The following is a 23,278-nucleotide window of genomic DNA, read 5'->3' as shown; positions in this document are numbered from 1 at the left end:
GTAGCGGGGGTGCCCGGCCCCCTCCGTGACGGTGCTCACGTTGCTGCCCACCAGTCAACTTCCCTGGCGGGTACGGGTTTCGCTCACGCCTGCTCGCGCAGCTGCTCTTCGGAGAGGCCCCTGCGCCAGTACCCGACGAAGGTGACCCGACGCCGGTCGATGCCGCGCTCGCCGACGAAATGCCGGCGCAGGAGCTTCACGCACCCCGACTCGCCCGCGATCCAGACGTACGGCCTCTCGGCGGACGGCAGTTGTGCCTCACGCAGGGCGGCGAGGGCCATGGGGGACCCCTCGTCGCCCTCCATGCCGTCCTCGCGGTGCACGAGCCAGGTGATCTCGGCGTCCGCCGGGGTCGCCAGATCCTGGATGTTCCCGGCGTCGTGCACCTCCAGCCAGGCCCGCACCCGCAGACCGGCCGGCAGCGCCTCCAGGATCGACGAGATCGCCGGCAGCGCCGTCTCGTCGCCCCACAGGACCACCAGATCGGCGTCCTCGGGCGCCCGGAAGCGGATCGCCCGGTTGTCGGCGATCGCCGGCCCGAGCAGCACCACCCGGTCCCCGGCCGCGGCCGTCGAGGCCCACCGCGAGGCGGGCCCCGCCGGGACGGCGGCGTCCGGCTCGACCCCGTGCAGCACGAAGTCGACGTCGATCTCCACGGTCCGCCCCGCGGCGTCCCGGCGCAGCGACCGGAGCGTGTACGAGCGCATCACCGCCCGCACGTCGTCCGGGAGTTCCCGCCAGGCCTGCCACCACCCGTCCCCGAGCTCGTACGGCACCCGCGGCTCGCTCTGCCCCGGCTGCGGCAGGAACAGGGAGAGCGACTGGTCGTACCCGTCGGAGAAGAAGTACTGAAGATCTTCCCCGCCGAGGGTCACCCGGACGAGGGACGCACCGAGCCGCCTGGTTCGCGTGACCTGAAGAGCGAAGAACCGGAACGGCGCGGCAACGGCGGTGGTCATGAGAGCTCCTGAAGTGGCGTCAGGTGTCAACGAGGGGCAGGGCAGCTCACCTGAGGGGCGCGGGGCTGTGCCTATTTGCGGCTCCGCCGCGTGGGCGCGACCAGCCACGACCGACTCGCAGTCGCCCACGCCTCACAGCCATCCCACCGATCAGGCGACCTTCTTGGCGGACTCCAGCGCCTTCGCGAGGTTCTCAAGAAGCGGCACACACTTGTCGTAGGACAGAATCGGCTCCGGCGACCGAGCGATGACCTGCCCAGCCTTGACGGCAGCCAACTGCTTCCACGTCGGCTTGGTGATCGCCGAAGGCTGAAGCGCCTGCGACCGGTCGTCCAGCATGATCACGTCGGCCTTGTACTTGTCGACGTTCTCCCAGCTGAGCGCCTCGAACCAGCCGCCGCCCTGCGCCTTTGCGCTCTCCGGCGGCTCGACGAAGTTCACGCCGAGCGCCTTGAAGTACTCGAGGTCGATGGAGAGGTTGGTGCCGGAGACGTAGAAGAGCTGGTCGGACGCGGAGCCGGCCAGGACCTTGATGTCGGGCTTGGCCTTGGCGGCGGCGCGCAGCCGGGTGGCCGCCGCCTCGAAGCGCTTCTTGGCGTCGGTGACCTTGGCGGCCGTCAGATCGGCGCCGAGGGACTCGGCCAGCGCCCACATGCGCTCCAGCGGCGCGGTGAGCTGGCGGTCGTAGACGGATATGCCGACGCTCGGGGCCAGCTTGGCGATCTTGTCCTTGGAGGCCTCGGGGACGTACCAGAGGGTGCCGGCGCTGTCGAACATGGTGGAGATCAGCACGTCGGGGGCGAGCGCCGCGTACTTCTCGACGTTGAACTCGTCCCAGACGTTGCCGAGGATCTCGACCTTGGAGATGTCCATGTCGCCGGCCTGGACGTCGGCCTTGCCGGCGGCGGTCTTGGTCGGGCCGAACACGCCCTTGACCGTGATGCCGTAGTCGAACAGCGCGGCGGCGACGCCGGTGAAGGCGACGATGTTCGCGGGCGCCTTGTCGAGCTTCACGGTGGTGCCGCGGTCGTCCTTGAACGTCCAGGGGCCCGACTTGGCGGAGGGGCCGGCGGTCGAGTCCGAGCCACCGCTTTTCGCGTCGTCGTCCCCGCAGGCTGCGAGCACGGCTCCGAGGCCGAGGGCGCCACCGGCGGCGAGGATGCCGCGGCGGGTGAGGTGGTTGGTGGCGTTGGACATCAATCTGGCTGCTTTCGAACGGGGCTGATCACCCAAGGGCAAGTTCGAATGTAGGTTAGCCTAACCTCAGATCTTGTCCAGGGGGTGGTGCCTGTGAGTGCCTTGCCACCTGATGGGACGTGTGCCCGTTTCCGGGACGCCCACGCATCACGGAAGCGGGGGCGTGTGAACGCGTGCGACACGCGTAGGGCGCGCGGAGGTTGGGCGGCTTCCGGCCAATACGGAACCGGAGTTGCCCGTGCAGAAGGCCGCGGCGAGCACACCCGCCGCGGCCGTACCGCGGAGCCCTCTCCTGTCGGGGATCAGCCGACCAGGCCCAACTCCCGTGCGATCAGCATGCGCTGAACCTCACTCGTGCCCTCGCCGATCTCCAGGATCTTGGAGTCGCGCCACATCCGGGCGACCGGATACTCGTTCATGAAGCCGTAACCGCCGTGGATCTGGGTGGCGTCGCGGGCGTTGTCGACGGCGACCGTCGACGAGTACAGCTTCGCCAGGGCCGCCTCCTTCTTGAACGGCTCGCCGGCCACCAGCCGGGACGCGGCGTCACGCCAGGCGAGGCGGGCCGTGTGCGCCTTCATCTCCATGTCGGCGACCTTGAACTGGATGGCCTGGTTCGCGCCGATCGGACGGCCGAACGCCTGCCGCTCCCGCGCGTACTTCACCGACTCGTCCACACAGCCCTGGGCGAGCCCGGTGGCGAGGGCGGCGATGGCGATGCGGCCCTCGTCGAGGATGCGCAGGAACTGGGCGTAGCCGCGGCCCTCTTCGCCGAGCAGGTTCGCCGCCGGGACGCGGACGTCCGCGAAGGACAGCTCCCGGGTGTCCGAGGCGTTCCAGCCGACCTTGGAGTAGGGGGCGGCGACCGTGAAGCCGGGGGTGCCGGACGGGACGATGATCGCCGAGATCAGCGGCCTGCCGTCCGGCTTGCGGCCGGTGACCGCCGTGACCGTGACCAGCCCGGTGACGTCGGTGCCCGAGTTGGTGATGAAGCACTTCGTGCCGTTGATCACCCACTCGTCCGTCGTCTCGTCCAGCCGTGCCGTCGTGCGCGTCGCGCCCGCGTCGGAGCCGCCGTCGGGCTCCGTCAGGCCGAACGCGCCGAGCATCTCCCCCGAGCACAGCCGGGGCAGCCACTCGCGCTTCTGCTCCTCCGTGCCGAACAGGTGCAGCGGCATCGCGCCCAGGGAGACGCCCGCCTCCAGGGTGATGGCGACGGACGAGTCGACCCGCGCGAGTTCCTCCAGCGCGATGCCCAGCGCCAGATAGTCGCCGCCCATGCCGCCGTACTCCTCGGGGAACGGCAGCCCGAACAGGCCCATACGGCCCATCTCACGGACGATCTCGTACGGGAACTCGTGCCGCTCGTAGAACTCGCCGATCTTGGGGGCGACGACGTCATGGGCGAACTCCTCCACCGTACGGCGGAGTTCCTCGAGTTCGGGGGAGAGACGGTGGTCCATCACTGCTCCTTGTGGGACAGGGCCCGGACGGTGCGGGAGGGGCTGGGTCGGCCCAGTCGTCCGGCCATCCAGACGCTTGTGGCGACGAGGCGGCCGAGGTCGACCCCGGTGTCGATGCCGAGGCCCCGCAGCATCCACACGAGGTCTTCGGTGGCGAGGTTGCCGGTGGCGGACCTCGCGTACGGGCAGCCGCCGAGGCCGCCCGCGGAGGCGTCCACGGTGGTGACGCCGTGCTGGAGCGCGGCCAGGGTGTTGGCGAGCGCCTGGCCGTAGGTGTCGTGGAAGTGCACGCCCAACGCGCTGACGGGGACGCCCTGTTCGGTGAGCGCGGCGAGGAGCTGCCCGACATGACCGGGCGTCGCGACGCCGATCGTGTCGCCGAGGCTCAGCTCGTCGCAGCCCATGTCGAGCAGCGCCCGGCACACCCGCACCACCTGCGGGACCGGGACCGCGCCCTCCCACGGGTCGCCGAAGCACATGGAGAGATAGCCGCGCACCTGGACGCCGTCGGCCTTCGAGCGCGCCACCACCGGCTCGAACATGGCCAGCGTCTCGTCCACCGTGCGGTTGAGGTTGGCCTTGGCGAAGGACTCGGTGGCGCTGGCGAACACGGCGACCCGGGTGGCCCCGAGGGCCAGCGCCCGGTCCAGTCCGCGTTCGTTCGGCACCAGGACGGGCAGCTCGACGGGAAGGTCCGCCACCAGCGGGTACAGCTGCTCGGCGTCGGCCAGTTGGGGCACCCACTTGGGATGCACGAAGCTGGTCGCCTCGATGGTCGTCAGACCCGCACCGGCGAGCCGGCGCACGAACTCCGCCTTCACCTCGGTCGGCACGGTCGACTTCTCGTTCTGGAGGCCGTCGCGCGCCCCGACCTCATGGATCCTGACCCGCCCGGGCAGGCCCTCGGACGGTACGGCCATGGGAAGTCCTCGCAGGGTCACGGAGCCGCCTCCTCGTGCGGTGCGACGACCGCCAGGACCTGGTCCATGGCGACCGTCGTGCCCGGCGTGACGTCCAGTTCGGCGACCGTGCCGGCGTGCGGGGCGGAGATGACGTGCTCCATCTTCATCGCCTCGACCACCAGCAGGCTCTGACCGGCGGTCACCTCGTCGCCGACGGCGACCTTCACCACCGTCACCGTGCCCGGCATGGGCGCGGTCAGCGAGTCGGCGCCCGCGTGCGCGGCCCCCGACAGGGCCGCGGCGACCGGGTCGTGGTCGCGCACGTGCCAGGCGTCGCCGTCCCGGCCCAGCCAGTCGCCGGCCCGGTGGAAGGAGTGCCGGACGCCGTCCAGGGTGACGTGGACGCGGTCGTCGGTGACGGTGTGGGCGCCGCGCGCGCTGTGCTCGACGGGCTCGGTCACCCGTAGGTGGAAGCCGACCGGCCGGGGCACGCCGCCCATCCGCCAGCCACTCGGCACCGAGAAGGGATCCGTCCAGCCGTCCCCGCGGGGCCGCAGCGCCTCCAGGCGTACGGCGGCGGCGGCCTCGTAGACCTCCTCGGGCACGTCGGCGGGGACCAGCTCCTCCGCCACCCGCTCCACGAGCCCGGTGTCCAGCTCGCCCGCCACGACCGCCGGATGGGCCAGCAGCCGGCGCAGGAACCCGGCGTTGGTCTGCACGCCCAGCGTGACCGTCTCCGCGAGGGCCGCCCGCAGCTTGCGGAGCGCCGTCGCGCGGTCGGGGCCGTACGCGATCACCTTGGACAGCATCGGGTCGTACAGGCTGCCGACCTCGGCGCCCTCGACGAGTCCCGAGTCGGTGCGGACGCCGTCGCCCTGGGGCTCGCGCAGTCTGAGCACCGTGCCGCCGGAGGGCAGGAACCCGCGCGCGGGGTCCTCGGCGCACAGGCGGGCCTCGACGGCGTGCCCGGTGAGGGCGATGTCGTCCTGGCGGAACGGCAGGGGCTCGCCCGCCGCCGCCCGCAGCTGCCACTCCACCAGGTCCAGGCCGGTGACCAGCTCGGTGACCGGGTGCTCCACCTGGAGACGGGTGTTCATCTCCATGAAGTAGTACGCCTTGGGGTCGCCGCCCGGGACGATGAACTCCACGGTGCCCGCGCCCCGGTAGCCGCAGGAGCGGGCCGCCTGGACCGCCGCCTCGCCCATCGAGGCCCGGGTGGTCTCGTCGAGGAGGACGCTGGGCGCCTCCTCGATGATCTTCTGGTGCCGGCGCTGGAGCGAGCACTCGCGCTCGCTCAGGTGGATCACGTTGCCGTGGGCGTCCGCCAGCACCTGGATCTCGATGTGGCGGGGCCGGTCGATCCACCGCTCGACGAGCAGCGTGTCGTCGCCGAAGGAGGCGCGGGCCTCGCGGCGGGCGGCGGCGATCTCGTCGGCGAGGACGGCCGGGTCGCGGACCAGGCGCATGCCCTTGCCGCCGCCGCCGGCGCTCGGCTTCAGCAGCACCGGCACGCCGATCTCCCGGGCCGCCTCGATCAGCTGGGTGTCGTCGAGACCACTGCCGGACGAGCCCGGCACGACCGGCACCCCGGCCTCCTGCACGGTCGCCTTGGCGCGGATCTTGTCGCCCATCAGGGCGATCGCCTCGGCCGGCGGCCCGATGAAGACGAGCCCCGCGTCGGCGCACGCGCGCGCGAAGGCGGCGTTCTCCGCGAGGAAGCCGTACCCCGGATGGACGGCCCGGGCGCCCGTGCGGGCGGCGGCCTCCAGCAGCCGCTCGACGGACAGATAGCTCTCGGCGGCCGGGGCCGGGCCGATCCGCACGGCGGTGTCGGCCTCCCGCACGTGCCGGGCGTCGGCGTCCGCGTCGGAGAAGACCGCCACCGAACGCACGCCGAGCGAGCGCAGGGTGCGGATGACACGGACGGCGATCTCGCCGCGGTTGGCCACGAGCACGGTGTCGAACAAGGGTCTCCTCCTCACATCCGGAAGACGCCGAACTGAGGGTCGCTCAGGGGCGCGTTGGCACAGGCGGTCAGGGCCAGGCCGACGACCTGGCGGGTGTCCAGCGGGTCGATGACGCCGTCGTCCCAGAGGCGGGCGGTGGCGTAGTAGGCGTTGCCCTGGCGCTCGTACTGCGCGCGGATCGGGTCCTTGAACGCCTCTTCCTCCTCCACGGCCCACTCCTGGCCGCGCCCCTCCAGCTGGTCCCGCTTGACGGTGGCGAGGACCGAGGCGGCCTGCTCGCCGCCCATCACGGAGATCTTGGCGTTGGGCCACATCCACAGGAAGCGGGGGGAGTAGGCCCGGCCGCACATGGAGTAGTTCCCCGCGCCGTACGAGCCGCCGACCACGACGGTCAGCTTCGGCACGCGCGTGCAGGCGACGGCCGTCACCATCTTGGCGCCGTGCTTGGCGATGCCGCCGGCCTCGTAGTCCCGGCCGACCATGAACCCGGAGATGTTCTGGAGGAAGAGCAGCGGGATCCCGCGCTGGTCGCACAGCTCGACGAAGTGCGCGCCCTTCTGGGCGGACTCGGAGAACAGGATGCCGTTGTTGGCGACGATCCCGACCGGATGGCCGTGGATCCGGGCGAAGCCGGTGATCAGGGTCTGCCCGAACTCCGACTTGAACTCGGCGAAGCGGGAGCCGTCGGTGATACGGGCGATGACCTCGCGTACGTCGTAGGGGGTACGGGAGTCGACGGGGACCGCGCCGTACAGCCCGTAGGGGTCGACCTTGGGCTCGGCGGCCGGGCGGACCTCCCAGGGCAGGGACCGGCGGGCCGGCAGCGTGGAGACGATGGTCCGCACGATCCTCAGGGCGTGCGCGTCGTCCTCCGCGAGGTGGTCGGTGACGCCCGACACGCGCGCGTGGACCTCGCCGCCGCCGAGCTCCTCCGCGGTGACCACCTCGCCGGTGGCGGCCTTCACCAGCGGAGGACCGCCGAGGAAGATCGTCCCCTGGCCGCGCACGATGACGGCCTCGTCGCTCATCGCCGGGACGTACGCCCCGCCCGCCGTGCACGAGCCGAGCACCGCCGCGATCTGCGGGATGCCCGCGCCCGACATCCGGGCCTGGTTGTAGAAGATCCGCCCGAAGTGCTCGCGGTCGGGGAACACCTCGTCCTGCATCGGCAGGAAGGCGCCGCCGGAGTCCACCAGGTACAGGCAGGGCAGCCGGTTCTCCAGCGCCACCTCCTGCGCCCGCAGGTGCTTCTTCACGGTCATCGGGTAGTACGTGCCGCCCTTGACGGTCGCGTCGTTGGCGACGATCACGCACTCCCGGCCGCTCACCCGGCCGATCCCGGCGATCACGCCGGCGGCCGGGGCCTGCCCCTCGTACATCCCGTCGGCGGCGAGGGGCGCGAGCTCCAGGAACGGCGAGCCGGCGTCGAGGAGGGCGTCCACCCGGTCCCTCGGCAGCAGCTTGCCGCGCGCGGTGTGCCGCTCGCGCGCCTTCTCGCCGCCGCCGAGGCGGGCGGCGGCGAGCTTGCCGCGCAGTTCCTCGACGAGTGCGCGGTGCGCTTCCTCGTTGGCCCGCCAGGCCTCCGACGCGGGGTCTGCCGCGCTCGTCAGCTCCGGTGCCTGCTCCATCCTTGCGGTCCCCTCACCCAGTGATCGACTGTTAATGAGCGTTAACCATTTCCATCAGGTTAACGAGCGCTAACCTCGCTGTCTAGAATTGATTTCATGGCCACCAGAACCGACGCCCCCACCCGCCGCGAGCAGATCCTCAAGGAGGCCGCGCGGCTCTTCGCCGAGCGCGGGTTCCACGGCGTCGGGGTGGACGAGATAGGGGCCGCGGTCGGCATCAGCGGCCCCGGGCTCTACCGGCACTTCCCCGGCAAGGACGCGATGCTGGCGGAGCTGCTGGTCGGGATCAGCGGGCAGTTGCTGAACGGGGCGCGGCGGCGGGTCGCGGAGGCGGACGGGAGCGGCGGGGGTGACGGGGCGGGCGGTGACGCCGGGGCGGTCCTCGACTCGCTCATCGAGGGGCACATCGACTTCGCCATCGACGACCGTCCTCTGATCACCCTGCACGACCGTGAGCTGGACCGCCTGCGGGACAGCGACCGCAAGCTGGTGCGGCAGTTGCAGCGGCAGTACGTGGAGCTGTGGGTGGGGGTGGTGCGGGAGGTGTATCCGGAGCTGTCGGAGCCGACCGCGCGCTCCGCTGTGCACTCGGTGTTCGGGCTGCTGAACTCGACGCCGCACCTCGGGCGACCGGGATCCCTGCCGGGCCGGGGCGCCACCGCGGCGCTGCTGCACCGAATGGCCCGGGGGGCGTTCGGCTCCGCCGGTGAGCGGTGAGACTCCGCCCGGGCCCCGGGGGGCTTCGCCCCCGCCGCCCCTACCCGTCCCGTCCTCGGGGGCTGCCACCCCCGGGCCCCCGCTTTCGGCCCTGAACGGGCCTCGTCCTCAAACGCCGGACGGGCTGGAAGGCGTGACGGGCGTTACCACGGGGGGCCCTGGACGTGTTCCCTACTCGCCGGTACCGTGCAATGAGCAAGCGCTTAGACATGCGAGGCAGCTGGAGGTGGCGGCGGTGCGCCGTACGGTGTTCAACGAGGATCACGAGGCGTTCCGGGAGACCCTCAGGGCCTTCATCGAGGCCGAGGTCGTCCCCGTCTACGACGAGTGGTTCGCCGCCGGCCAGGCGCCGCGCGACTTCTACTACAAGATCGCCGAGCTCGGCGTCTTCGGCATCCGCGTCGACGAGGAGTACGGCGGCGCCGGCATCGACTCGTACAAGTTCGAGGCCGTCCTGTACGAGGAGACCGCCCGTGCGGGCGTCACCTTCGGCGGCTCCGGCGTGCACGTGCTGCTCGGCCTGCCGTACATCAAGATGCTGGCCAACGACGAGCAGAAGAAGCGCTTCCTGCCGAAGTTCGTCTCCGGCGAGGAGATGTGGGCGATCGCGATGACCGAGCCGGGCACCGGCTCCGACCTCGCGGGCATGAAGACCACCGCCAAGCTCTCCGAGGACGGCACGCACTACGTCCTCAACGGCGCCAAGACCTTCATCACCGGCGGCGTCCACGCCGACCGCATGATCGTCTGCGCCCGCACCGCCGCCCCCACCGCCGAGGACCGCCGCCACGGCATCTCCCTCTTCGTGGTGGACACCAAGGCCGAGGGCTACTCCGTCGGCCGCAAGCTCGACAAGCTGGGTCTGAAGACCTCCGACACCGCCGAGCTGGCGTTCGTCGACGTGAAGGTCCCCGTCGAGGACCTCCTCGGCGAGGAGAACAAGGGCTTCTACTACCTCGGCCACAACCTCGCCTCCGAGCGCTGGGGCATCGCCTACGGCGCCTACGCCCAGGCCAAGGCCGCCGTCCGGTTCGCCAAGGACTACGTCCAGCAGCGCACCGTCTTCGGCCAGACCGTCGCGTCCTTCCAGAACACCAAGTTCGAGCTGGCCGCCTGCCAGGCCGAGGTGGACGCCGCCGAGGCCGTCGCCGACCGCGCCACCGAGGCCCTGGACGCCGGCGAGCTGACCCCCGCCGAGGCCGCCTCCGCCAAGCTGTTCTGCACCGAGGTCGCCCACCGCGTCATCGACCGCTGCCTCCAGCTGCACGGCGGCTACGGCTTCATGAACGAGTACCCGATCGCCCGCCTGTACGCGGACAACCGCGTCAACCGCATCTACGGCGGCACCAGCGAGATCATGAAGTCGATCATCGCGAAGGACATGGGCCTGTAAGCCGTGCGCAATCACCGGCCGATACAACTGACTCCATGAGCCAGGCACTTCAGGATCTCCTCGATCTGCTCGACCTGGAGCAGATCGAGGAGAACATCTTCCGCGGCCAGTCCCGGTCCGCCGTCGTCCCCCGCGTCTTCGGCGGACAGGTCGCGGCCCAGGCCCTGGTCGCCGCCGGGCGCACGGTCCCCGAGGACCGGCACGCCCACTCCCTGCACGCGTACTTCCTGCGCATGGGCGACCCCGGCGCGCCCATCGTCTACAACGTCGAACGCATCCGCGACGGCCGCTCCTTCACCACCCGGCGCGCGGTCGCGGTCCAGCACGGCAGGCCGATCTTCGCCCTGTCGGCGTCCTTCCAGACGTACGAGGAGGGCCTCGACCACCAGGCCCCGATGCCGCCCTCGCCCGACCCGGCGACCCTGCCCACCTCCGACGAGCGGCTGCGCGGCTACGACCACCTCGACCCGGCCGTCGTCGAGAAGTTCCTCGAGGCCCGCCAGGCCATCGACCTGCGCTACGTCGACGAGCCGCCCTACGGGAAGTTCGGCGAGCCGCGCGAGCCGCACAGCCAGGTCTGGTTCCGCACCAACGGCAAGCTGGCGGACGACCCGCTGCTGCACGTCGTCCTCGCCACCTACGTCTCCGACATGACGCTGCTCGACTCCGTCCTCCTCGCGCACGGCCGCGGCGGCTGGGCGGTCGGCGACGTCGTCGGCGCCTCGCTGGACCACGCGATGTGGTTCCACCGCCCGTTCCGCGCCGACGAATGGCTGCTGTACGACCAGGAGTCGCCGTCGGCGCACGGCGGCCGCGGACTCGGCCAGGCCCGTATCTACACGCAGGACGGACAGCTCGCGGTCTCGGTGATCCAGGAGGGCGTGGTCCGCGTCCCCCGGTAGGCAAGGGGACGGCGGACGCCACGCCCGCGGTCCGAGATGCCGACGTGCCGCCCCGGGACTAGGCTCGAAGACTGAACGCCGCACGCGCGGCACATCCGGCCGACCGGTTCCGGCACAGCACGGGACGCGTCCGACGCGAGCGCCGTGAGCCACCGAACCCGGCGCGGCGCCCGAGGACACGTGGTCGAGCCCGTGCCTCAGGGACAGCCCCGAGGCAGCCTCCCGGACACCAGCGACGACACCCGGGGCGACACCCGCGGTGACACCCCGGGACCCTGCCGCGTCGTCCGTTCCGCGGTTGCGGCCATCCAGTCCCGCGCCCCTCGAAGGCGGCGCGGGCGACGATGGAGCGAAAGGTGATTCCCATGCGAGCACGAGGTGCGAGGCGCTTCGCCGCGCTGTCCGCCGCCGGCCTGCTGCTGGCCGGCGGCATCGCGGCAGGCACGGCGGGCACCGCTTCGGCGTCCACCGCCTCCCTGGACCGCAGCACCCAGAGCGGCCACGGCCACTGCTACGACGGCTACTACTGGTGGTACGGCAGCTGTCACAGCAACCGGTACGCCGGCGACGTCTACGGCCTGAGCCCGTTCTTCGTCAGCCCCTACAGCCCCTTCGTGGGCAACGTCTTCTACGACAACGGGTTCGGCGGCTACGGCTACGGCTACGGCAACGGATTCGGCGGAGACGGGTTCGGCGGCAACGGCGGCGACCACCGCTACAAGGGCTGAGCGGACTCAAGGGCTGAGCGGACTCAAGGGCCGAGCAGCTTCTGAGCCGCCCGCCTACGCCAGTCCCGCCGCCGCCAGCAGGTACGCCGTCATCGGGTCGTAGTGGCGCGGGCTGACCACATGGTCGTCCAAGGGCACCGTCACCTGCACGGTGCCCTCCGCCTCGGCGATGAACAGGGCCGGGTCGTTGCAGTCGGCGTACCCGACGGAGTCGACGCCGTGCTGACCGGCGTACCCAGCCCAGCCGTGGTCGGCGACGACCAGGTCCGGCAGGGGGCGTCCCGCGCGCTCCAGGGCGGTCAGGATGGCCTTCATCGGCTCGCCCGAGTGGGTGTGCCAGAGCGTCGCGCCGTGTTCGAGGACCGCCACGTCGGCGAACTGCATGACGTATCCCTCGTCCGTCTGGAGCCCGTCCGGGATGACGACGATCTCGCAGCCGGCCGTGCGCAGGGCCGCGGCGGTGGCCCGGTGCACGTCCAGCAGGCCGCCCGGGTGACCGGTGGCGAACAGCACCCGCTGCCGGTCCTCGGCCGCCTTGCGCAGCCGGCCCGCCATCCGGTCCAGGGCGTCCACCGTCAGCTCGGGGTCGATGGTGTCCTGGCCGTACCGGAACTCGGGGTCGTCGTTGACGCCGACCCGCTCCGCCATCACCGCGAGCACGTCCTGCTCGTCGGTCCAGCGGTCGCCGAGCTCCAGGCCGAGCCAGAAGTTGCGTACGCCGTTCGCGAGTTGGCGGTAGTGGGAGAGGTTGTTCTCGCGCGGCGTGGCGACGTCACCCGCGATACGGGTTCTGACGAGGTGGGCGACGAGCTCGTCGCGGCTGGGAGTCCCGGGTATCGGCATGGTCCTTATTGTGAGGCAGCCGGGGGCCCACCGTCTGCGTGAGCCTGCGGTGTTCACAGCCGTTTCAGCGCGAACCACAGCTCCATGCGCACGTCCGGGTCGTCCAGGTCGGTGTCGAGGAGGGCGGCGCAGCGGGCGATCCGCTGCCGGACGGTGTTGCGGTGCACGGCCAGCGCGACCGCCGTGCGGTCCCAACTGCCGTGCAGGGAGAGCCAGGTGCGCAGGGTCTCGGTGAGGGCCGGGGCGGCGGCGACCGGGCCGAGGAGGGCACGGGCGTGCGCTTCGGCCTCGTCGCGCGGGACGAGGTCGGCGAGGGCGGACGGCGCGCCGTGCCGGACGAGCGCGGTGCGGGTCGCGCGGGCGCGGGCCAGGGCGCGGGCCGCCTGCACGTCGGCGGCGGCCCACTCGGCGGGCTCCACGACGGCGGACACCCCCAGCGTCCAGCCGGCCTGGGCGGCGACCTCCCGCTCGGCCGGCACCAGCACCCGTACGACCCCCTCGGTGAGGTCGGCCAACGGCGAACCGAGGGCCGCGCCCAGCGCGGAGGCGGCAACGGCGTCCGGGGCCCCCGCCGCCTCCGGCCGCCCGTGCGCCACCCGCCACCGCTCCCCGCCCAGCAGCGGGGCCACCGTCTCCGGCGCGGCCCCCAGCAGCAGCCGCACGAGCGCCGAGGAACGGGCCGCCCCCGTGCCGCTGCGGTGCTCGCCGGTGAGGAGGGAGAGCAGCACGGCGGCGACGGAGGCGATGGTGTGGTCCCCGGGCTCCCGTCGGGGCGACGCCACGCCGAGCACGAATCCCTGCCCGGCCCCGAGCGCGTAGGCGGCGAGGTGGTTCCCGTCGACGGTGTCGGTGGCGGAGGAGGGAACGGCCCGCCCGACGCCGCCCGTCCCCGCCGGGCCGGCGGCAGCAGGAGTTCCCGTCGGCGTCGGGGCGTCCGCGCCGGCGATGCCCGCCTCCGGAGCGCGGGGCGCGGTGTCGGGGCGTACGACGGCCGCGAGCCCGGCCAGCGCCGTCCGCGCCCGGCCGCCCTGGTCCCTGCCCGCGGACGCGATCTCCGTGCCGTCGGGCCCGTACAGCACCGCGCGCCCCCCGACCCGCTGGGCGAGCTGCCGCAGCACCGACGAGGCCGGGTCCGGGCGGGACGCGGCGGCGGCGAGGCTCTGCTGGGCCTCCGTCACCCGGCGCAGTTCGGCGTGCCGGGCCTGGGCCATGAGCTGCCAGACCGCGCGGGCGACGCCGGAGAAGGTGGTGCGCGGCGGGACCTCCAGCAGCGGCAGCCCGTACCTCTCGCAGGCCGCGACCAGCGCGCGCGGCACGAAGTCGTGCACCGGCGCGAGACCGAAGCCGAGCGCCGCCCCGCCCGCCGCGACGACCCGGGAGACGTAGTCGTCGAAGTACGTGCCCGACCCCGCCGCCTCCGGGACGTGCACCCCGGCCGTCAGCAGCAGCTCGCCGCCGAGCAGGTACGGATACGGATCGGCCATTTCCGAGGTGTGCGCCCAGTGCACGACCAGGCTGGGGTCCGACGGCCCGGCGATCTGCCGCAGGCCCAGGTCCTCGCGGGCCAGCAGGGCGGCGAGCGGCACCGGCGGCGTGGGCGGGACGGCGGGATCGGGCGGGGAGACGGGCATGGTGTGCGTTCCTTCCAGCCCGGATGCGTCGAGTGGATGAAACGTACACTTCCAGGCCACTTTCCAGCCACCTAGGGTCAGTGCCCGAACCACCTCGGCCGTCGAACGAAGGGTGGGCCCCCATGGCCGTCGACTACATCGTGATCGTCGCCTATCTGGCCGGCATGCTGGCCATGGGCTGGTGGGGCATGCGCCGCGCCAGGTCGAAGAGCGAGTTCCTGGTGGCCGGACGCCGCCTGGGCCCCGCCCTGTACTCCGGCACCATGGCGGCGATCGTCCTGGGCGGCGCGTCCACCATCGGCGGCGTGGGGCTGGGCTACCAGTACGGGCTGTCCGGCGCGTGGATGGTGTTCACCATCGGCCTCGGGCTGCTCGCCCTGTCGGTCTTCTTCTCGGCCCGCATCGCCCGGCTGAAGGTCTACACCGTCTCCGAGATGCTCGACCTGCGCTACGGCGGCCGGGCCGGCGTGATCTCCGGTGTCGTCATGTGGGCGTACACCCTCATGCTCGCGGTCACCTCGACCATCGCCTACGCCACGATCTTCGACGTCCTGTTCGACGTGAACCGGACGCTCGCGATCGTCCTCGGCGGCTCGATCGTCGTCGCGTACTCCACGCTCGGCGGCATGTGGTCGATCACGCTGACGGACATGGTGCAGTTCGTGGTCAAGACGATCGGCGTGCTGCTCCTGCTGCTGCCGATCGCCGTCGTCCGGGCGGGCGGGTTCGGCGAGATGCGGGCGAAGCTGCCCACCGAGTACTTCGACCCGCTGGGCATCGGCGGCGAGACGATCTTCACCTACGTCCTGATCTACACCTTCGGGATGCTCATCGGGCAGGACATCTGGCAGCGCGTGTTCACCGCCCGCAGTGACAGGACGGCCAGGTGGGGCGGCACGGTCGCCGGCGCCTACTGTCTGGTGTACGCCCTGGCCGGGGCCGTCATCGGCACCGCGGCGAAGGTGCTCTACCCGAACCTGGCCGCCGCCGACGACGCCTTCGCCACGATCGTCAAGCACGAACTGCCCGTCGGCGTGCGGGGGCTGGTGCTGGCCGCCGCGCTCGCGGCCGTGATGTCGACCTCCTCCGGCGCGCTCATCGCCTGCGCGACCGTCGCCAACAACGACATCTGGTCCCGGCTGCGGGGCGCGGCGCGGACCCCGGACGGCGAGCACGACGAGGTCAAGGGCAACCGCGCCTTCATCCTCCTCATGGGCGTCGCGGTGATCTGCACCGCCATCGCGCTGAACAACGTCGTCGAGGCGCTGACCGTCGCCTACAACCTGCTCGTCGGCGGGCTCCTCGTGCCGATCCTCGGCGGGCTGCTGTGGCGGCGGGGCACGGACCGGGGCGCGCTGGCCTCCGTCGCGGCCGGCGGACTCACGGTCGTCGTCCTGATGATCACCCACGGCATCCTCGCCAACGAGCCGGTCTACTACGGTCTGCTCGCATCCCTCGCCGCCTACGCCGTGGTGTCCCTGGCGACCCGGCCCACCGACGCCGCCGTCCTCGCCGCCTGGCGCGAGCGGCTCGCCGGACGCGACCCCGAACTCGTGTCCGACCCCGTCCCGGCTCCCCAGTAGAGTCGTCCTCAGTGGTACAGAGCAGTGCATACGCGATGAAGCGTAGGAAAGAAGGCAGTTCATGAGCAGCAACGAGACGCCGCGCGGCCCGGTCGACTCCTCGCGGATCCCCCGGTACGCCGGCCCCGCGACCTTCGCCCGGCTGCCCCGCCTCGACGAGGTGGGCCGCGCGGACGTCGCCGTCGTCGGCGTGCCGTTCGACTCGGGCGTCTCGTACCGGCCCGGCGCCCGCTTCGGCGGCAACGCCATCCGTGAGGCGTCCCGGCTGCTGCGGCCGTACAACCCCGCCCAGGACGCCTCCCCGTTCGCCCTCGCGCAGGTCGCGGACGGCGGCGACATCGCGGTGAACCCGTTCGACATCCACGAGGCCGTCGAGACGGTCGAGGCAGCGGCCGACGACCTGCTCGGCACCGGCGCCCGCCTGATGACCCTGGGCGGCGACCACACCATCGCGCTGCCGCTGCTGCGCTCGGTGGCGAAGAAGCACGGCCCGGTCGCCCTGCTCCACTTCGACGCCCACCTCGACACCTGGGACACCTACTTCGGCGCCGAGTACACCCACGGCACGCCGTTCCGCCGGGCGGTGGAGGAGGGCATCCTCGACACCGAGGCGCTCTCCCACGTCGGCATCCGCGGCCCGCTCTACGGCAAGCAGGACCTCACCGATGACGAGAAGATGGGCTTCGGCATCGTCACCTCGGCGGACGTCTACCGGCGTGGCGCCGACGAGGTCGCCGACCAGCTCCGCCAGCGCATCGGCGACCGGCCCCTCTACATCTCCATCGACATCGACTGCCTCGACCCGGCCCACGCCCCCGGCACCGGCACCCCCGAGGCCGGCGGCATGACCTCCCGCGAACTGCTGGAGATCCTGCGCGGCCTCGCCTCCTGCAACCTGGTCTCGGCCGATGTCGTCGAGGTGGCCCCCGCGTACGATCACGCCGAGATCACGTCGGTGGCGGCCTCCCACACGGCGTACGAACTGACCACGATCATGTCCCGCCAGATCGCCGCGGCGCGTGAGGAGAACGAGGGCAAGTGACCCACGACCACGACCTGGTGCTCCGTCCGACCGCCGCCCAGACGGAGGCCGCGCTGAACCCTCCCCCCGGCCGCAACGGCGGAGACCTGGTCGTGGAGACGCTGGCCGGGCTCGGCGCGACGACCGTCTTCGGCCTGCCCGGACAGCACGCCCTCGGCATGTTCGACGCGCTGCGCCGCTCCGACCTGCGGTACGTCGGCCTGCGGGTGGAGAACAACGCGGGCTTCGCGGCGGACGCGTACGGCCGCGTCACCGGCGAGGCGGCCCCGCTGCTGCTGTCGACGGGGCCGGGCGCCCTGACCTCGCTCGCCGCCCTCCAGGAGGCGGCGGCGGCCAGTGCGCCCGTGCTGGCGATCAGCAGCCAGGTGCCGACGGCCGGGCTGGGCGGCGGCCGTCACGGCTATCTGCACGAACTCCCCGACCAGGCCGCCTCGTTCCGGGGCGTCGTCAAGTCGGTGCACACCGTCCGCACCCAGTCGCAGATCCCGTCCGCGATCGAGGCGGCCTGGAAGTCGGCGCTGAGCGCGCCGCACGGCCCGGTGTGGGTGGAGATCCCGCAGGACGTCCTCCTCGCGAAGACGTCGATCCCGGTGGTGACCGGCGGGGACGCCTTCCCGGAGGAGCTGCCGCCGCGCCCCGAACTGACCGCCGTGGCAGCCGACTTGCTGTCCCGCGCCGCCCGCCCCGCGATCATCGCGGGCGGGGGAGTCATCCGGGCGGACGCGGCCGGCAAGCTGAGGAAGCTGGCCGAGACGCTCCAGGCGCCGGTCGTCACCACCCCCGGCGGCAAGGGCGCGTTCCCCTGGAACCACCCCCTCTCCCTCCAGTCCTGGATCGAGGACCGTCATACGACGGACTTCCTGGAGGACGCCGACGTGCTCCTGGTGGTCGGCTCGGGTCTCGGCGAACTCTCCTCGAACTACCACACGTTCAAGCCGCGGGGCCGGGTCGTCCAGATCGAGGCCGACCTCGGCAAGCTGGAGTCCAACCACCCGGCGCTGGGCATCCACGCGGACGCCCGCCTCGCGCTCCAGGCGCTGCTGGAGACGGTGTCCGAGCGCCCTGACCCGGCCGCCCCCGAGCGCGTCCGCGCCGTCCTCGCGAAGGTCGCCGACCGCATCGCCGCCCAGGAACTCACCCTGGAACAGGAGGTGTTGGCGTCGGTGCGCCGGGCGCTCCCGGCCGGCTCCCCGTCCTTCTGGGACATGACGATCCTCGCGTACTGGGCCTGGTCGGCCTTCGACGCCAAGGGCCCCAACCAGATGCACTCCGCGCAGGGCGCGGGCGGCCTCGGCTACGGCTTCCCGGCGGCGCTCGGCGCGGCCGTCGCCGACCCCACCCGCCCGGTGCTGGCGGTGTCGGGCGACGGCGGCGCCCTGTACTCGATCGCCGAACTGGCGACGGCGAAGCAGTACGGGCTGAACGTCACCTGGCTGATCGTGGACGACGGCGGCTATGGCATCCTGCGCGAGTACATGACCGACGCCTTCGGCCAGGCCACGGCGACCGAGCTGACCCGCCCGGACTACGTGGCGCTGGCCGAGTCGTTCCGCGTCCCCGGGGTGCGGACGACCCCGGAGACGCTGGAAGCCGACCTCGCGAAGGCGCTGGCGACACCGGGGCCTTCGGTGGTCGTCCTCCCGGCGGTGCTGCGGATGTTCGCGCCGACGCACCTGGAGTGAGAAGCGCCTCTCAGGCGGGCCGGCTGTCGCGGCCGCCTACCAGATCGCCTCGACCCACTCCGGGTGGTCGATGAACGGGTTGCGGTTCTTCTGGTAGGTGTCGTAGATGACCTGGTTGCGGCGCTCCTCGAAGGCGTCCGGCGGGTCCTCGTCGTTCCACTGCTTCAGCACGGAGAGGCGGCCGTGGTAGCGGGTGCCGCCGTTGGTGACGAGGTCGTTGGGCTCCAGGTTCGGCCAGCCGTCGTCGCCCTCGTAGCGGACGGCCATGTAGAGGATCATGCGGGCCACGTCGCCCTTGACGGCGTCACGCGGCTCGAAGGAGTTCGAGTCGGTGAGGCTGCCGCCGGAATTGGTGAAGCTGCTGCCGCCGTTGTCGAAGTCCTTGTTGCCGCGGACGGCGTTGACCGTCACGTCCTCGGGGCGGATGTGGTGCAGGTCGGTGCCGGGTCCCGCCGAGGTGCCGAAGTCGCCGTGCGACTGGGCCCACACGTGTTCGCGGTTCCAGTTGCCGCTGTTGCCGCCGTTGAGCGACTTGCTGCGGGAGATCCCGGAGTAGAGCAGCTTCACGTTGCTGCTGTTGCTCGGGTCCTGGTCGGTGACCTTCAGCGCTTCCCACAGGGCGGCGTAGGAGAGCTTCGTCTGCGGCGTGATGATCGTGTGCAGGGCCGACTTCAGGCTCGTCCCCGTCTTGCCGATCGCGTTCTTGTAGTACGTCGAGTCGTACGCGGTCGTGGTCGCAGCGGCGGGGGTCGCGGTGAGGGCGGGGGCGGTGAGGCCGACCAGGACGGCGGAGGTGGCGAGGGCCACCGACTTCCACCGGCGTGTGCGTGTCGTCGTAGCCAGCATGTGGGGAGTCCGATCTACGCGGGTTGAGGGGAGGCGGCAATCGGGAGAGTGACATGGACATGCGGCCTTGTAAATGAATCCGACATGTCGATCGGATGACGGAAACTGGCAAGTCGGGCTTTGTCTACGCGAGTCGACTGCCCCCGGCGCACGGGAACGGCCCCCGACCGTTGGGTCGGGGGCCGTTGACGGTGCGTCAGTTCACGTCCGAGGCGTCCAGACGGTAGATCGTCGAGGAGTTGGAGGAGTTGGAGGAGTTGGAGGAGTTGGAGGAGTTGGAGGAGTTGGAGGAGTCGGAGGTGTTGGAAGAGCTCGACGAGTCCGAGGAGTTCGCGGAGTTCGAAGAGTTCGAGGAGTCCGACGCGTTCGAGGACGCGCCGCTCGAAGTCGACTCCTGCGAAGCCGCGTCGGAGCTGTAGTCGCTCTCCTTCACCGCCGTCCCGTTCTGCTGCACCCACGCCGTCACCTCGGAGCTGACGGTGGAGCCGCCGCCGGGGCCGCCGCCCATGCCGCCGCCGAGCTGGATGTAGTGCAGCTCGCCGTTCTTCACCAGCTCCTTCAGCCTGGCCAGGGTCATCGCGTTGTCACTGCCGGACCAGCCCCACATGGAGATGACGGGCTCGCCGCTGCTGACGATGAGCTGCGCCGCGCTCTGCGAACTGGACACCGCCAGCAGCCACTTGCCACCGTCCTGGTTCTTCTTCAGGTACGTGATGAGTTCGCTGCTCGCGCCGCCCATCCCGCCGCCGCCCATGCCTCCGCCGAAGCCGCCCCCGCCGCCGGGGCCGCCGCCGGTTCCGGCGCCGTTCTCGGACGCGTCGCCCTGGGGCGCGCCGCCCTCGGCCGTGCCGCCGGCGCCGCCGTCGCCGGTGCCGCCCGGAGGCGTGCCGCCGGCCGTCCCGCCGCCCGGCAGTTCGCCGGTGCCGCCGCCCGGCGCCGTCTGGCCGCCTTCTGCCGAGCCGCCGCCGGGGAAGCCGCCGGCCTGCCCGCTGCCGCTCTGCCCGCCGCCCGCCTGCCCGCCGGGCTGTCCGCCGGCCTGCGCACCGGGCTGCCCGCCCGCCTGGCCCTGAGCACCGCCCTGAGCGCCGCCCTGGCCGCCGCCGGGGAACCCGCCCCGACCGCCGCCGCCGCCCCCGAAGCCGCCGCTGCCCGTCGTCGGGCCGGCCGTCGGGTTGGTGCCGCCCATGCCGCCGCCGGCGCCGGTCGGCACCGACCAGGCGTACGCGGCCGGACCCGCCACCGCCGCGACGACCGCCGCGGCCACGGAGGCGGCCAGCAGCCGCGCCCGCGCCCCGGAACGGAACAGGAACAGGCCCACGATCGCCAGCGCCATGACGACGCCGATCGCCGGCCACAGCCAGGTGTTCCAGCCGGACGCCCGGCGCAGCAGCACGATCGCCCAGACCGCGGTCACGCCGAGCGCGAGCGGCAGCACCCACGCCCAGCGCCGGTCGGCGCGGAACGCGCGCAGCAGCATCGCGCCGCCGCCCCCGCACAGGGCCGCGATGCCGGGGGCGAGCGCGGTCGTGTAGTACGGGTGCATGGTGCCCTCGGCCAGGCTGAAGGTCAGGTAGTGCAGCACCGTCCAGCCGCCCCACAGCAGCAGCGCGGCGCGGGTGAGGTCGGTGCGGGGCGCGCGACGGCCGCACAGCACCAGGCCGGCGACGAGCGCGACGGCCGAGAAGGGGAGCAGCCAGGAGATCTGGCCGCCGAGGATGTCGTTGAACATCCGGCCGATGCCGGCGGTCCCGGAGAAGCCTCCGCCGCCGCCTCCACCGCCCCCGCCGTTGCCCTCGCCGCCGAGGATCCGGCCGAGGCCGTTGTAGCCCATGATCAGGTTCCAGGCGCTGCCGTCGGTCGAACCGCCGATGTAGGGGCGCTCGTCGGCCGGGACGAGCGAGACGGCCGCCGCCCACCAGAAGCTGGACACCGCCAACGCCACGCCCGCGATCAGCAGGTTGACGATCCGCTTCGCCAACTTGGGCTTCGCCGCGTACAGATAGACCGCGAAGACGGCGGGCAGCGCGATGTAGCCCTGGAGCATCTTGGTGTTGAAGGCCAGCCCGAAGCAGGTCGCCGAGCCGACGAGGGGCAGCAGCCTGCCGTTGTGCACGGCCCGCAGGGCCAGCGCCGCACCGCCCGCCATGAGGAACACCAGCAGCGTGTCGGGGTTGTTGTCCCGGTTGATGGCGACGGTGATCGGGGTCAGCGCGAGCACCAGCGCGGCGACCGTGGCCGCGCCGTGGCCCCACACCCGCTTCACGGAGGAGTGCGTGATCCAGATCGTCGCGACGGCGACCAGGATCATCGGCAGCATCATCTGCCAGGTGCCGTAGCCGAACAGACGGCAGGACAGGCCCATCACCATCAGGGCGAAGGGCGGCTTGTCGACGGTCAGGAAGTTCCCCGCGTCCAGCGAGCCGAAGAACCAGGCCTTCCAGCTCTCGGTGCCGCTCAGCACGGCGGCGCTGTAGAAGGTGTTGAGGCTGGAGCCCGAGAGGTTCCAGGAGTACAGGGCCGTCGCCAGGATCATGATCGCGATCAGGGCGGGCAGCGACCAGCGCGGCGCCCGCTCCGGCGGGGGCGTCACATCGGACGCGGTCGCCGGCGGCGGCCAGTCGGGGGACACGGAGGCGCCGGACGCGGCGGACGCGGTCGCGTGGGGGAGTGGATCGGTGGCTGAGGTCACCCTGCGCATGCTGTACGCCGGTTGTGGGTGACCGCTGTGCCGAAGCTGGCCGTCTGCTGTGAAGACGCTCAGGGCCTGGCAATGCCGTGACCGGGATCGGGCCGACAGCTCGGTCAACTGTTTGTATCGCCCCGAATGGCTCGTACAACTTTTCGCCGAACTCGTGTGTCAACCCCGCATGACTCACCGGACATTCAGACGTACGAGGAGAATGCTCGCCACCACCATCGGCGCCGGCATCCTCATATCGGGCGTGGCCGCCGCATCACCTGCCGCGGCCGCCCCTCCCGCCGTCAGCTGCACTTCCGCCAAGGCGGGACTCGCCGCCAAGCTCCAGAAGGACATCACGGCCGCCCTCGCGGGCCGCAAGGGCACGGTCGCCGTCGGCGTCTACGACCGCACCACCAACACCACGTGCGGGCTGCGCGCCTCCACCGCCTTCGATTCCGCCAGCGTCGTCAAGGTCACCGTCCTGGGCGCCCTGATGTGGGACGCGCAGAAGACCAAGCGGGGGCTGACCGCCCGTGAGCGGACCCTCGCCACGGCCATGATCACCAAGTCGGACAACGCGTCCACCACCGCCCTGTGGAACCAGCTCGGTCTGACGAAGATCAAGGGCTTCCTCGCCGCCGCGAAGATGACGCAGACCAAGCCGGGCGCGAACGGTTACTGGGGCCTGACCCAGATCACCGTCACCGACGAGCAGAAGCTGCTGCGACTGCTCACGGCGAAGAACGCGGTCCTGCTCGACTCCTCCCGCGCCTACGTCAACCGGCTGATGGGCCAGGTCGTGGCCGGTCAGCGCTGGGGCACGCCGTACGGCAAGCCCGCGAACGTCACCCTCCAGGTCAAGAACGGCTGGCTGTCGCGCGCGACGAACGGCTGGCGGGTGCACAGCGTCGGGCACTTCAAGGGCGGCGGCCACGACTACCACATCACCGTCCTGACCCACGGCAACAGCACGATGAACTACGGCATCGCCACCATCCAGGGCGTCGCCAAGGTCGTCCACCGGGACCTCGCGGCCTCCTGAGCCCCGCGAGCTCCGCGACACCGCGAAACCCCGACTACAGGATCGGGTAAGCGGCATACCGTGCGTAGCGAGA

General features: G+C 72.0%; 18 protein-coding genes. 8 read left to right on the top strand and 10 right to left on the bottom strand.

Features of this window, described 5'->3' with window-relative positions; all coding sequences use genetic code 11:
* Positions 1-83 precede the first annotated feature (83 nt).
* The 6 genes from ACFYX4_RS05265 to ACFYX4_RS05240 all read right to left on the bottom strand — a co-directional run bounded on the left by ACFYX4_RS05265 (position 84) and on the right by ACFYX4_RS05240 (position 8,116).
* Positions 84-959 carry a siderophore-interacting protein gene (locus tag ACFYX4_RS05265; protein WP_389326048.1) on the bottom strand — a complete coding sequence of 292 codons (876 nt, stop codon included), beginning with the start codon at positions 957-959 and terminating at the stop codon, positions 84-86.
* A gap of 150 nt (positions 960-1,109) precedes the next feature.
* A complete protein-coding gene (locus ACFYX4_RS05260; protein WP_389326045.1) occupies positions 1,110-2,156 on the bottom strand; it encodes an ABC transporter substrate-binding protein in 1,047 nt (348 codons plus the stop codon).
* Between the two features lie 302 nt (positions 2,157-2,458).
* A complete protein-coding gene (locus tag ACFYX4_RS05255) occupies positions 2,459-3,619 on the bottom strand; it encodes an acyl-CoA dehydrogenase family protein (protein WP_389326042.1) in 1,161 nt (386 codons plus the stop codon).
* Positions 3,619-4,539, bottom strand: coding sequence for a hydroxymethylglutaryl-CoA lyase (locus ACFYX4_RS05250; protein ID WP_389326039.1), 921 nt, complete (start codon positions 4,537-4,539; stop codon positions 3,619-3,621). Before ACFYX4_RS05250 ends, ACFYX4_RS05255 begins: the two co-directional genes overlap by 1 nt.
* A 17-nt stretch (positions 4,540-4,556) precedes the next feature.
* Positions 4,557-6,488 carry an acetyl/propionyl/methylcrotonyl-CoA carboxylase subunit alpha gene (locus tag ACFYX4_RS05245; protein ID WP_389326036.1) on the bottom strand — a complete coding sequence of 644 codons (1,932 nt, stop codon included), beginning with the start codon at positions 6,486-6,488 and terminating at the stop codon, positions 4,557-4,559.
* Positions 6,489-6,499: 11 nt separating this feature from the next.
* Positions 6,500-8,116, bottom strand: a complete 1,617-nt coding sequence (locus tag ACFYX4_RS05240) for a carboxyl transferase domain-containing protein (RefSeq protein WP_389326033.1) — start codon at positions 8,114-8,116, stop codon at positions 6,500-6,502.
* 96 nt (positions 8,117-8,212) lie between these two features.
* On the opposite strand from ACFYX4_RS05240, the gene ACFYX4_RS05235 reads away from it, so the two are divergent.
* From ACFYX4_RS05235 to ACFYX4_RS05220, 4 genes are all read left to right on the top strand, one after another.
* A complete protein-coding gene (locus ACFYX4_RS05235; protein WP_389326030.1) occupies positions 8,213-8,833 on the top strand; it encodes a TetR/AcrR family transcriptional regulator in 621 nt (206 codons plus the stop codon).
* Positions 8,834-9,068: 235 nt separating this feature from the next.
* Entirely contained in the window at positions 9,069-10,226 is a 1,158-nt protein-coding gene (locus ACFYX4_RS05230) for an acyl-CoA dehydrogenase family protein (protein WP_389326028.1), read from the top strand.
* Positions 10,227-10,261: 35 nt separating this feature from the next.
* Complete coding sequence (locus ACFYX4_RS05225) at positions 10,262-11,128, top strand: acyl-CoA thioesterase (protein WP_389326025.1); 867 nt, start codon at positions 10,262-10,264, stop codon at positions 11,126-11,128.
* Positions 11,129-11,493: 365 nt separating this feature from the next.
* On the top strand, positions 11,494-11,856 hold the full coding sequence (locus ACFYX4_RS05220; RefSeq protein ID WP_389326022.1) for a hypothetical protein: 363 nt from the start codon (positions 11,494-11,496) through the stop codon (positions 11,854-11,856).
* Positions 11,857-11,910: 54 nt separating this feature from the next.
* On the opposite strand, the gene ACFYX4_RS05215 is transcribed toward ACFYX4_RS05220, so the two are convergent.
* Together ACFYX4_RS05215 and ACFYX4_RS05210 are read right to left on the bottom strand one after the other, a co-directional pair.
* A complete protein-coding gene (locus ACFYX4_RS05215; protein WP_389326019.1) occupies positions 11,911-12,699 on the bottom strand; it encodes a phosphatase in 789 nt (262 codons plus the stop codon).
* A 53-nt stretch (positions 12,700-12,752) separates the two neighbouring features.
* Complete coding sequence (locus ACFYX4_RS05210) at positions 12,753-14,330, bottom strand: helix-turn-helix domain-containing protein (protein WP_389326016.1); 1,578 nt, start codon at positions 14,328-14,330, stop codon at positions 12,753-12,755.
* A 122-nt stretch (positions 14,331-14,452) separates the two neighbouring features.
* Here ACFYX4_RS05210 and ACFYX4_RS05205 point away from each other — a divergent pair, with 122 nt between their 5' ends.
* The 3 genes from ACFYX4_RS05205 (at position 14,453) to ACFYX4_RS05195 (ending at position 18,637) form a co-directional block, all read left to right on the top strand.
* Positions 14,453-15,913, top strand: coding sequence for a sodium:solute symporter (locus ACFYX4_RS05205; RefSeq protein ID WP_389326013.1), 1,461 nt, complete (start codon positions 14,453-14,455; stop codon positions 15,911-15,913).
* A gap of 61 nt (positions 15,914-15,974) precedes the next feature.
* Positions 15,975-16,955 (top strand): agmatinase, encoded by a 981-nt coding sequence (gene speB / locus ACFYX4_RS05200; protein WP_389326010.1) that lies wholly within the window; start codon positions 15,975-15,977, stop codon positions 16,953-16,955.
* Complete coding sequence (locus tag ACFYX4_RS05195) at positions 16,952-18,637, top strand: thiamine pyrophosphate-binding protein (RefSeq protein WP_389326007.1); 1,686 nt, start codon at positions 16,952-16,954, stop codon at positions 18,635-18,637. Before speB ends, ACFYX4_RS05195 begins: the two co-directional genes overlap by 4 nt.
* Positions 18,638-18,673: 36 nt before the next feature.
* Here ACFYX4_RS05195 and ACFYX4_RS05190 read toward each other — a convergent pair whose 3' ends face one another.
* The gene (locus ACFYX4_RS05190; protein ID WP_389326004.1) at positions 18,674-19,483 is read right to left on the bottom strand and encodes an endonuclease I family protein; all 810 of its coding nucleotides are present in this window, start codon (positions 19,481-19,483) and stop codon (positions 18,674-18,676) included.
* Between the two features lie 196 nt (positions 19,484-19,679).
* Positions 19,680-22,172, bottom strand: a complete 2,493-nt coding sequence (locus tag ACFYX4_RS05185; protein WP_389326001.1) for an ArnT family glycosyltransferase — start codon at positions 22,170-22,172, stop codon at positions 19,680-19,682.
* A 178-nt stretch (positions 22,173-22,350) separates the two neighbouring features.
* Here ACFYX4_RS05185 and ACFYX4_RS05180 point away from each other — a divergent pair, with 178 nt between their 5' ends.
* Positions 22,351-23,205 carry a serine hydrolase gene (locus ACFYX4_RS05180; RefSeq protein ID WP_389325998.1) on the top strand — a complete coding sequence of 285 codons (855 nt, stop codon included), beginning with the start codon at positions 22,351-22,353 and terminating at the stop codon, positions 23,203-23,205.
* The last annotated feature ends 73 nt before the right edge of the window (positions 23,206-23,278 follow it).

Origin of the sequence: Streptomyces sp. NPDC002328, from assembly GCF_042890065.1 — a bacterium.
Taxonomy (GTDB): Bacteria; Actinomycetota; Actinomycetes; order Streptomycetales; family Streptomycetaceae; genus Streptomyces.
The sequence above is the reverse complement of the archived record's forward strand: the minus strand, read 5'-3'. Positions and strand labels throughout refer to the sequence as shown.